This window comes from Stutzerimonas sp. LR2, assembly GCF_055755175.1.
This window is the reverse complement of the sequence record NZ_JBVTRR010000105.1, coordinates 1-545: the sequence shown is the minus strand read 5'-3', so window position 1 is coordinate 545 and position 545 is coordinate 1. Positions and strand designations below refer to the sequence as shown.

The following is a 545-nucleotide window of genomic DNA, read 5'->3' as shown; positions in this document are numbered from 1 at the left end:
GATTCGAATGTCTGGCTCAAGGCGCTCAGCTTGGAATCACGTTCATCCGCCTCGACCAATGCGTTAATTTTTCGCCGGTGGCGATAATTCATTGGGATCCCTTCCCTGATCAGAGTGTCGAGGTAATCAATACCCGACTTTTGTATTGACTCTGAACACCCCATTTCTTGGTATACGCTGAACGTTTTGGAACAAAGCGCCTCGATTTCACTTACTTCCAGCAGCGGGCACAGGCGTGGAAACACACACGAATAGTACAAATGCACAAAGGCCAGCAAGCAGACACAGCCCCCGGTAAAGAAGCACAACGGGATGAATAAGAGCTCATCCACAATTTTCGGCATGATGATCAGGTGAGCGATAGAAAACAGCAACGCCATGATAAGGAAGGAGATAAGCGGTGGTGTGAGGATGCAGTCCATCAGACGTGTGAACTTCAACAACCCACAGGAGCTTTGACGTTGTAGGTACAATTTGATGTCAATTTGTTCAGTTTTCATGTTGTCCTCTTCGGTTAACGGTCGTTTGCTTTTTTCTATCGCTCA

1 protein-coding gene is annotated in these 545 nt (G+C 47.2%); it reads right to left on the bottom strand.

Translation table 11 applies throughout. The annotated features are described in order from the left end of the window. Positions 1-500, bottom strand: a 500-nt coding sequence (locus ACVRRC_RS22285; RefSeq protein ID WP_472997623.1) for a hypothetical protein, incomplete at its 3' end; no start/stop codon positions are given. Between the last annotated feature and the right edge of the window lie 45 nt (positions 501-545).